This is a genomic window from Halorientalis sp., assembly GCF_028275115.1.
Taxonomy (GTDB): domain Archaea; phylum Halobacteriota; class Halobacteria; order Halobacteriales; family Haloarculaceae; genus Halorientalis.
In genome coordinates, this window is record NZ_JAQCNH010000071.1 from 26,151 (window position 1) to 33,774 (window position 7,624).

Below are 7,624 nucleotides of genomic sequence, written 5' to 3' on the forward strand. Positions count from 1 at the left end.
TGGCAATCGCCCCTATTCCACCCGATGAGCGACCCGGATATCACACTTTACCGGCTGCAGGCGTGCCCGTTCTGTGAGCGCGTCGTCCGCAAACTCGAAGAGTACGACCTCGACTACCGGTCTCGGTTCGTCGAACCGATGCACTCGGACCGCAACGTGGTCAAGCGCATCTCGGGCAAGCGGACCGTGCCCGCCGTGGTCGACGACACCACCGGCGTCACGATGTCCGAGAGCGCGAACATCGTCGACTACCTCGACCGGACGTACGGGGGCGAGGGAAGCGACACTTCCCGAGCCTCGTCGGCACAAAGCTCCGACGGCGGTGAAGCCTGATGCCGATGGGATTGGACTTCGAGGTGGTCGAGTTCCCTGACGTCGACCACCCTACAGCAGGCGAACAGGCCCCCGACTTCGAGCGCCCGCTGGTCACAGCCGAGTACTGGGAGGACCGTGCGCTCTCGGCCCTCACGGCCGAAGGGCCGGTTCTCCTCCTGTTCCACACCATGGACGGTGCCTTCCCGACGACGTACATGTGGAACGAGATTCGGGACCGCGAGTGGGGGCAAAGCGAGGACGACCTGACCGTCGTCGGGCTCTCGGTCTCCTCGCCGTACGAACACAAGACGACTATCGCGGAGCGTGGAATCGAGGACACCGGCTATCGGCTCTTTTCGGACCCGCAAAACGGTGTGGCCGAGCGGTACAGTATCGACCACTCCCTCGACGGGATGGCCGGCGTCAGCGAACCCCGACCCGCCGCCTTCCTACTCGACGACGAGCGCGTGATCCAGTACGCCTGGGTCGCAGCCGAGTGGCCGCAGTTCCCAGACTACGACGAGATCGAGGCCGCGATCGACGACCTGTAGCGACCGACTTTTGACTCTCCGCGGCCGACCGTCGACAATGACTGACGCCGACACCACCCGTGCCGTCGATGCCCTCCGGAACGGCGACCTCGTCGTCTACCCTACGGAGACCGTCTACGGCCTCGGCGCGGACGCCACCGACGCCGACGCCGTCGAGCGCGTCTTCGACGCGAAGCGACGAGACCGAGACGAACCCGTGTCGCTGGCCGTCCCCGACATCGAGACCGCCCTCGAGTACACCGCCCCGACCGCCGACGAGCGCGCGTTCATGCACGAGTTCCTGCCCGGTCCCGTCACAGTGCTGGTCGACCGTACCGACGTGGTGCCGGACGTGCTGACCGCTGGCCGCGAAACGGTCGGCGTTCGAGTCCCCGACCACGACCGCGCGCTCGCGCTTCTGGAGGATTTCCACCCAGTCACCGCCACCAGCGCCAACGTCAGCGGTACCGGGAGCGTCCGCGAGGTGGACGAACTGGGCGACCAGGTCCGGGAGGTCGCCGCCGTCCTGCTCGACGGCGGCCGGACCCCCGGCGGTGGCAGCACCGTCGTCGACGTCGACGCCGGCGACATCTACCGGCGCGGCGCGATGGCCGAGGAAATCGAGGCGTGGCTCTGAAACCGCGCCTGCCCCGACTCGAACCCGCCGGCTACGGCAGTTTTAAATAGGTGTCGCCGCGTTTCTGACAGCGGACGACTTTGGCGACGCCCGACGGAATCCGCGAGGCGCCGTCGGCGAGGGCTGCCGACGCGAACCCGAGTCGATCCAGCGACCCCTCACACGCGTTGATTTGGACGCCGGCGGCCGCCATCTGGTTGATCTGTGTCGCCTCCGGCGCCGACGCGAGCAGAAACCGAACGGCGTCCCCGTTGACCACGACCGTAATCGCCTCGGCCGCCGTCGGTACCGACTCGTCCTCGTACAGGTTCAGGATGTTTCGCAGCGCCATCCGCCAGTCTGCGTTCTCACCGCTCGTGATGTGGACGACGATGCCCGAACTAGCACTCATCACCATCTCTTATCGGGGTGAAGAAGTAAAACCTGCCCGTGGTCCCACCCCCACGCAAATCTCTTGTTCAAACCCGTCGCACACTCACCGCCTCGCGGGCGTCGCCTGCTCGGCTTTCCAGGTGTTCCCCCCGATTACAAGCTGCGAGGAGAAAGCCCCGCCGTTCACGGCGGGAATAAATTCGACAAACCTTAGCTCAGCCACGCTTGACGTGCCGAACGGATTTTTTAATCGCCACTAATCGGACAGTATCGGAGCTCCCCGGTTATATGCAGAACGCACCCCGTTCTGTTGTGGAACTCGGGGTGCAGTGAGAAGTACCGCTGAATCCCATGCCGGGATTGGAGTAACGGCTGGGTGGCACGGCCAGTAGCTGTCATCGAGATGGCTACAAACCCTGAACATCCCAAACCAGCGGTGCAGTGCCGCGGAATCCTCGCCATTCAGGACGGAGAGGATGTCACCGGTCGTGTTTCCCGCGCCGTTCGATTCGGGGCAAAAAGCACAGACGTTCCGCTCGCGTGGTCGGTGATCCGACGCTGGGGGGACTCTCCTACCGCTCGTCGACGGGGACGAACTCATCGCCGTTCGAACCGATATAACGGCCGCGCGGACGGATCAGACGGTTGTCCTCGTACTGTTCGAGAAGGTGGGCAATCCAGCCGCCACAACGGCTCATCGCGAAGATCGGCGTGTAGATGTCGACCGGGATGCCCATCTGGTAGTATGTCGACGCCGAGTAGAAGTCGACGTTCGGCGCGAGTCCCTTCTCCTCACGCATCCACTCCTCGATCGAACTGGAGTACTCGAACCACTTCGGCGAACCGGCGGCCTCACCGAGGGCTTTCGACTTGTCCGAGAGGATGCGGGCGCGCGGGTCCTTGACGTTGTAGACGCGGTGGCCGAAGCCGGGAACTCGTTCGCCGGCCTCGAGTTTGTCCTCTGCCCACTCGACCGGTTCCTTGCCGGACTCGTCGAGTTCGAGCAGGGCCTCCATCACGTCCTGGTTCGCGCCGCCGTGCAGCGAGCCCGAGAGCGCGCCGATGCCGCCTGGAACGGCCGAATGCAGGTCCGCGAGCGTCGAAGAGATCACCATCGAAGAGAACGTCGAGGCGTTCAGACCGTGGTCGGCGTGGAGCACGAGTGCCATGTCGAACGTCTCGGCGAGCACCGCACCGGGTTCCTCGCCGTTGAGCATGTACAGGAAGTTCTCGGCGTGGTTGAGGTCCTCGCGGGGGGTAACCGGCTCTTCGCCGTCCCGAATCCGGGCGAACGCCGCGATGATCGTCGGAATCTTGGCGGTGATTCGCCGCCCCTTCCGGAGGTTGACCGCCCGATTCTGTGGATCGGACTCCGCGTCGGGGTCGTGGGCCGAGAGGCTGGAGACGGCCGTCCGAAGTGCGGCCATCGGATTCTCGTCGGCCTCGGCCAGCGAGCGCACCAGACCGAGTACGTCGTCGTGCAGTTCGCGCTCGGTGCTCATCGCTTCGGTAAACTCCGCGAGCGCCTCGCTGTTCGGGAGGTTGCCGTGCCACAGGAGGTACAGCACTTCCTCGTAGCTCGCGTCACGCGCCAGATCGTCGATCGAGTAGCCCCGGTAGATGAGTTCGCCGGCATCACCGTCGATGTAACTCAACTCCGACTCGGCGACCAGGACTCCCTCAAGCCCCTTTTTGAGCTCGTCGGACATACGTCGGCATTCTCTACGTGCCGGGAAAAGCATTATCTTTTGTCCAGCACACGTCCGCTGCCCGCCGCCCGCTCGGTGGACGTGTGAACACGATGTGGGCCCAAATATTGAAAATATCCACTCCGGAACGCTGATACTGGGTGATTGAACTTCTCGGTCACGGGTCGAGGGATAATACCGTGCCTGGCGTCGTCCGAGCGGTAGACCGAACGACACCGCATCCGGTGAGACTGTCGCCGGGCAACGCTTTTTACTCGGCAACGAGGAGCCTCGAGCATGGCAGTCGACGAGGTCGAGTACGAACCGGTCAGTGTCAAGACGCTACTGGCCGAAATGAAAGACACCGCGGAACTGCTGATCGACCTCTCGTACTCGGCGGTCCTACTGGGGAGCGACGAGGTAGCCGGAGAAGTGCTGGAACTGGAGGCCAAGATGGACCTCCTCCAACTCCGGGCTCGGATGGGCCTGCTCATGGCCGCCCGCAACCCCGAGGACGCCGAAGCCCTCGCACCGGTGCTGGGCGTGGTCGGCGCCGCCGAGAAGATCTCCGACGCTGCCGGCGACATCGCGAAGGTCGTGCTGGAAGACATCGGTCTCCCCGACGCGATGCGGGCTGCACTCCCCGAAGCCGTCGAGACGGTCGTGCGTACCGTCGTCGTCACGAACTCGCCGTTTGCAGCCCGCACGCTCGTGGACATCAACCTCGAAACCGAGACCGGGGTGCGTGCTATCGCCATCCGTCGGGACGGTGAGTGGCTGTTCAATCCGGGTCCCGAAACCACGCTCCGACCCGAGGACATTGTCATCTTCCGAGGGTCAGAGGAGGCAATCGCGGACGTCTACGAGGACGCCAGCGACCAGGCGTACGTTCCGCCAGAACCGCCCGAGCCGGGAATCGACGACCTCGAACGTGCTGTGGACTCCATCGTCCACATGAAAAACATGAGCGAACTCGCCGTCGACCTGGCCTATGGTGCCGTCCTCTTCGACTCTGACGAGGTGGCCGAGGAAGTGCTGGAACTGGAAGCCGAAGTCGACGCGCTCAAGTCCCGCTTCGAGGCCTGGACCCTCCAAGCCGCCGGCCGTGTCGACGACCCCGTCGACCTCCGGGGGCTCGTCCAGCTCGCGAGTGCGACCGAGGTCATCAGCGACGCCGCTCTGGAGATCAGCGAGGGTGTTCTTCGCGGCCTCGGCACTCACCCCGTCGTCGCCGAGGCCGTCCGCGAGTCCGACGAGGTGATCGTCCGGCTGACCGTCGGCCCCGACAGCGACCTCGCGGGCGTCACGCTGGGTGAGCGGATGGTCAAGACCGAGACCGGGATGCGCGTCATCGCGGTTCGACGCGCCCGCTCAGAGAGCGAACGAACCGGTCGCGAGGGCGGGAGCTGGGTCATCTCACCCGGCCCTGACACGGCGCTTGACCCCGGCGACGTCCTCATCGCCAAAGGCACCCGTTCGGGGGCTGGTCGGCTGGCGGGGCTGGCGGACGACGCGGCGAACGGTGTCGGGCCCTGAGGACACCGTCACAGCTCTTTTGTGAGCCGATACGCGTCTCGCAGAACCAGTGCCGACGTCACCAGCGCGCCGAGCCCCGTCGCGAGGACGAACGCGAGCGCTACGTAGTACGCCGGCGACCGGTCGACACCGGGCACGACGACGAAGAACGTGAACACCGCGGTCGTGAACACGAAGCCGAAGACGAACCCGCGAAGCGCGTTGTCCCGGACGTTCAGCGCCTCCATCATCGCCGCTGCCCCGCCGGGGCGTTCCGGGCGGCCGTCAGTTCCGGCTCCGGTCGCCGGGCCGCCGTCGGAGCCACGCTCCGACGCGATTCCGGTTTCCTCGCTCACGGACGCGTTACCGTCGTCTGTCACAGTCCAGCTAGTGACTCCCGGGACAAAATCGCGTCGGTCCAGCTCCCTTTCCCCCGTGGCCGCCGTCGACGATCATCCGTTCGCGGCCGCAGTACGCCCGCGCACACGGCGTGCGAGACCGACAGTCCTGCACCCCTCACGACAGAACCAACTCAAGCGGCCGGAGATGCCCGATGGGCGCGCGAGAGCCCCGCTCCTGCGAACGTGGAGAAAACCCAGATTCGCGCCACGAACACGAGCGCGGTGAACCCGCGGTCGGGCCGTCGGATGCGAGCCGACGAACCGCCCGGCACCGCCTGCGGGGATACGGCTCGCTTCCGGCGGGGTTCGAGCTCACTCGGTTCCGGCAGGGTGTGGAACATATCGAACGTCCTAAGACCGTGCAACCGCGCCTTAGTGATAATGACCAGCCTCGGGACGGCGAACGCGACTCCCGGTGAGATCGACTCCGGGCGGCTGTTCGTCGGTGATACCCGTGACGGCACCGAGGTCGGACTGCCGGTCGCGGTGGTCAACGGTGCCGACAACGGGAAGACGCTCTACGTGCAGGCCGCAAGTGACGGTGACGAACTCAACGGCGTCGGCGTGATACAGCGACTCGTTCCGCGGCTCGACCCCGACGAGATCGCCGGTACCATCCTCATCGTCGGTATCGTCAACTACCACGCCTTCCAGGTCGCCGAACACCGCAACCCGGTCGACGACACGAAGATGAACCGGACCTACCCCGGCGACGAACGCGGGACATCGAGCGAACGCATCGCCGCCGCCACCTTCGAGGCTGCCACCCGCGCCGACCTCGCTTTGGACCTCCACCAGGGCTCGACCTCCCGGATGATCGAGGAGTGCCGCGTCCGATGTGGCCCACGCCACCGCCTCCACGAGGAGTGTCTCGAACTCGCGAAAGTGTTCGGCTGTGGGTACATCCTCGACCAGAAAGGCCCCGACGGCCAACTGGCCCGCGCCGGCCCCGACGACGGCGTCCCCACCATCGACCCCGAACTCGGTGGGTGTGTCGGCTGGGACGACCACTCCATCGAGGTCGGCGTCGAGGGCGTCGAAAACGTCCTCGATTACTACGGCTTCACCGACGGCACCCACGTCCCAGAACCACAGACCCGGGCGAGCGGCTTCGAGCAGTACGGCGCACCCGCCGGCGGTCTCATCACCCTACATAAAGAACTGGGCGACCGCGTCGCCCGTAACGACCTGCTGTTCGAGATTACCGACGCCTTCGGCCAGTCCAAGGCCGAAGTCACCGCCGACTCCCAGGGCGTGTTCTGGCGTACCCGCCGCCTCCCGCAGGTCGCCACCGGCGAGTACGTCTGTTCGGTTGGGACGGACGTGGATTCCTTCTAACCCACTTTTTACGTCGGGGGGTGCGCTCCGCGCACCCCCCATCGCAAAAACGTGGGGAAAAACTGCCGGACGCGAGCCAGCGGCTCGCGTCCGGTACGACGCGGTATACCGACCGCAACCGCTCCGCTACCGCAACCGCCTTGCACCGCCGCAGAAAGTACGTACCGCTGACAGCGACAGCACCCGCATGGACCGGGGTCGCGGGACGTCGTTTGTGTTCATCGGCGCTGTTATGTTCGCCGTCGCGGCCGTCGGCGGCTTCGTCGTCTTCGATTCCGAGTACGTCCACGAACTACAGAACGACTCCGCGGCGTTCGACGCCTCGACGGAGGGGCACCTCCACTACGCGAACCTCTCGGAACGCGGGCAGACGGCCGTCGACCGGACCATCGAACGGGGCGTGTACGTCGTCGAACGTGAGGACGAGACTGCCCCCGAATTCATGTATATCGACGATGGCGTTGGCCGGTACGTCGTCCAGCGTACCGACGGTGCCTACGAGATCACGACGCACCGTGAGGGGCCCGAGATGGGACTCCTCTGGCTCCCCGCGATGTTCGTCTTGCCTCCGCTGGGAATGGCGGGAACTGCGCTCGTCGTGGCCGGGATCATCCTCGTCGCGTTCAATGTGTACCGGCAGCGAACCGCAGACAGGACTCCTGCCGGGGACTGATCTCTCATCGCTCGGGATGCGTTTCCCCGTCGAACCCACCTCTCACTAATGGCTTCGCAACGTGCCGTCGCGCACACGGCGGCACCTCGTACCAGCCCCCTTCAAGATCGCGCGCTATCGACTGTTCGACCTTCCCCTCTGCCTCGGTCCCGCAG

Annotated in this window: 9 protein-coding genes and 1 pseudogene; 6 read left to right on the forward strand and 4 right to left on the reverse strand. The window is 65.5% G+C overall.

Annotated features, from left to right (window positions below):
- Positions 1-24 precede the first annotated feature (24 nt).
- From Q0964_RS09895 to Q0964_RS09905, 3 genes are read left to right on the forward strand one after another with little or no spacing between them, the layout of a single operon-like run.
- On the forward strand, positions 25-333 hold the full coding sequence (locus tag Q0964_RS09895; protein WP_299266682.1) for a glutaredoxin family protein: 309 nt from the start codon (positions 25-27) through the stop codon (positions 331-333).
- Positions 334-338: 5 nt separating this feature from the next.
- Positions 339-866 (forward strand): redoxin domain-containing protein, encoded by a 528-nt coding sequence (locus Q0964_RS09900; protein ID WP_299266708.1) that lies wholly within the window; start codon positions 339-341, stop codon positions 864-866.
- 37 nt (positions 867-903) lie between these two features.
- Positions 904-1,482: an L-threonylcarbamoyladenylate synthase gene (locus tag Q0964_RS09905; RefSeq protein ID WP_299266685.1), complete on the forward strand. Its 579-nt coding sequence runs from the start codon at positions 904-906 to the stop codon at positions 1,480-1,482.
- A gap of 31 nt (positions 1,483-1,513) precedes the next feature.
- Here the strand turns inward: Q0964_RS09905 and Q0964_RS09910 are convergent, their stop codons facing one another.
- Both Q0964_RS09910 and citZ read right to left on the reverse strand, forming a co-directional pair.
- On the reverse strand, positions 1,514-1,873 hold the full coding sequence (locus Q0964_RS09910; RefSeq protein WP_299266688.1) for a DsrE family protein: 360 nt from the start codon (positions 1,871-1,873) through the stop codon (positions 1,514-1,516).
- Positions 1,874-2,426: 553 nt separating this feature from the next.
- The gene (gene citZ, locus Q0964_RS09915; protein WP_299266691.1) at positions 2,427-3,563 is read right to left on the reverse strand and encodes a citrate synthase; all 1,137 of its coding nucleotides are present in this window, start codon (positions 3,561-3,563) and stop codon (positions 2,427-2,429) included.
- Between the two features lie 276 nt (positions 3,564-3,839).
- On the opposite strand from citZ, the gene Q0964_RS09920 reads away from it, so the two are divergent.
- Entirely contained in the window at positions 3,840-5,078 is a 1,239-nt protein-coding gene (locus tag Q0964_RS09920) for a potassium channel family protein (protein WP_299266694.1), read from the forward strand.
- 8 nt (positions 5,079-5,086) lie between these two features.
- Here the strand turns inward: Q0964_RS09920 and Q0964_RS09925 are convergent, their stop codons facing one another.
- Positions 5,087-5,437 (reverse strand): DUF7536 family protein, encoded by a 351-nt coding sequence (locus tag Q0964_RS09925; RefSeq protein ID WP_299266697.1) that lies wholly within the window; start codon positions 5,435-5,437, stop codon positions 5,087-5,089.
- Between the two features lie 402 nt (positions 5,438-5,839).
- Between Q0964_RS09925 and Q0964_RS09930 the strand changes: the two genes are divergently transcribed.
- Both Q0964_RS09930 and Q0964_RS09935 read left to right on the forward strand, forming a co-directional pair.
- Positions 5,840-6,796, forward strand: coding sequence for a succinylglutamate desuccinylase/aspartoacylase family protein (locus Q0964_RS09930; RefSeq protein WP_299266700.1), 957 nt, complete (start codon positions 5,840-5,842; stop codon positions 6,794-6,796).
- A gap of 187 nt (positions 6,797-6,983) precedes the next feature.
- Positions 6,984-7,469 carry a DUF7979 domain-containing protein gene (locus Q0964_RS09935; protein ID WP_299266702.1) on the forward strand — a complete coding sequence of 162 codons (486 nt, stop codon included), beginning with the start codon at positions 6,984-6,986 and terminating at the stop codon, positions 7,467-7,469.
- A 4-nt stretch (positions 7,470-7,473) separates the two neighbouring features.
- On the opposite strand, the pseudogene Q0964_RS09940 reads toward Q0964_RS09935, so the two are convergent.
- A pseudogene (locus tag Q0964_RS09940) lies at positions 7,474-7,624 on the reverse strand (tRNA(Ile2) 2-agmatinylcytidine synthetase); the annotation flags it as partial.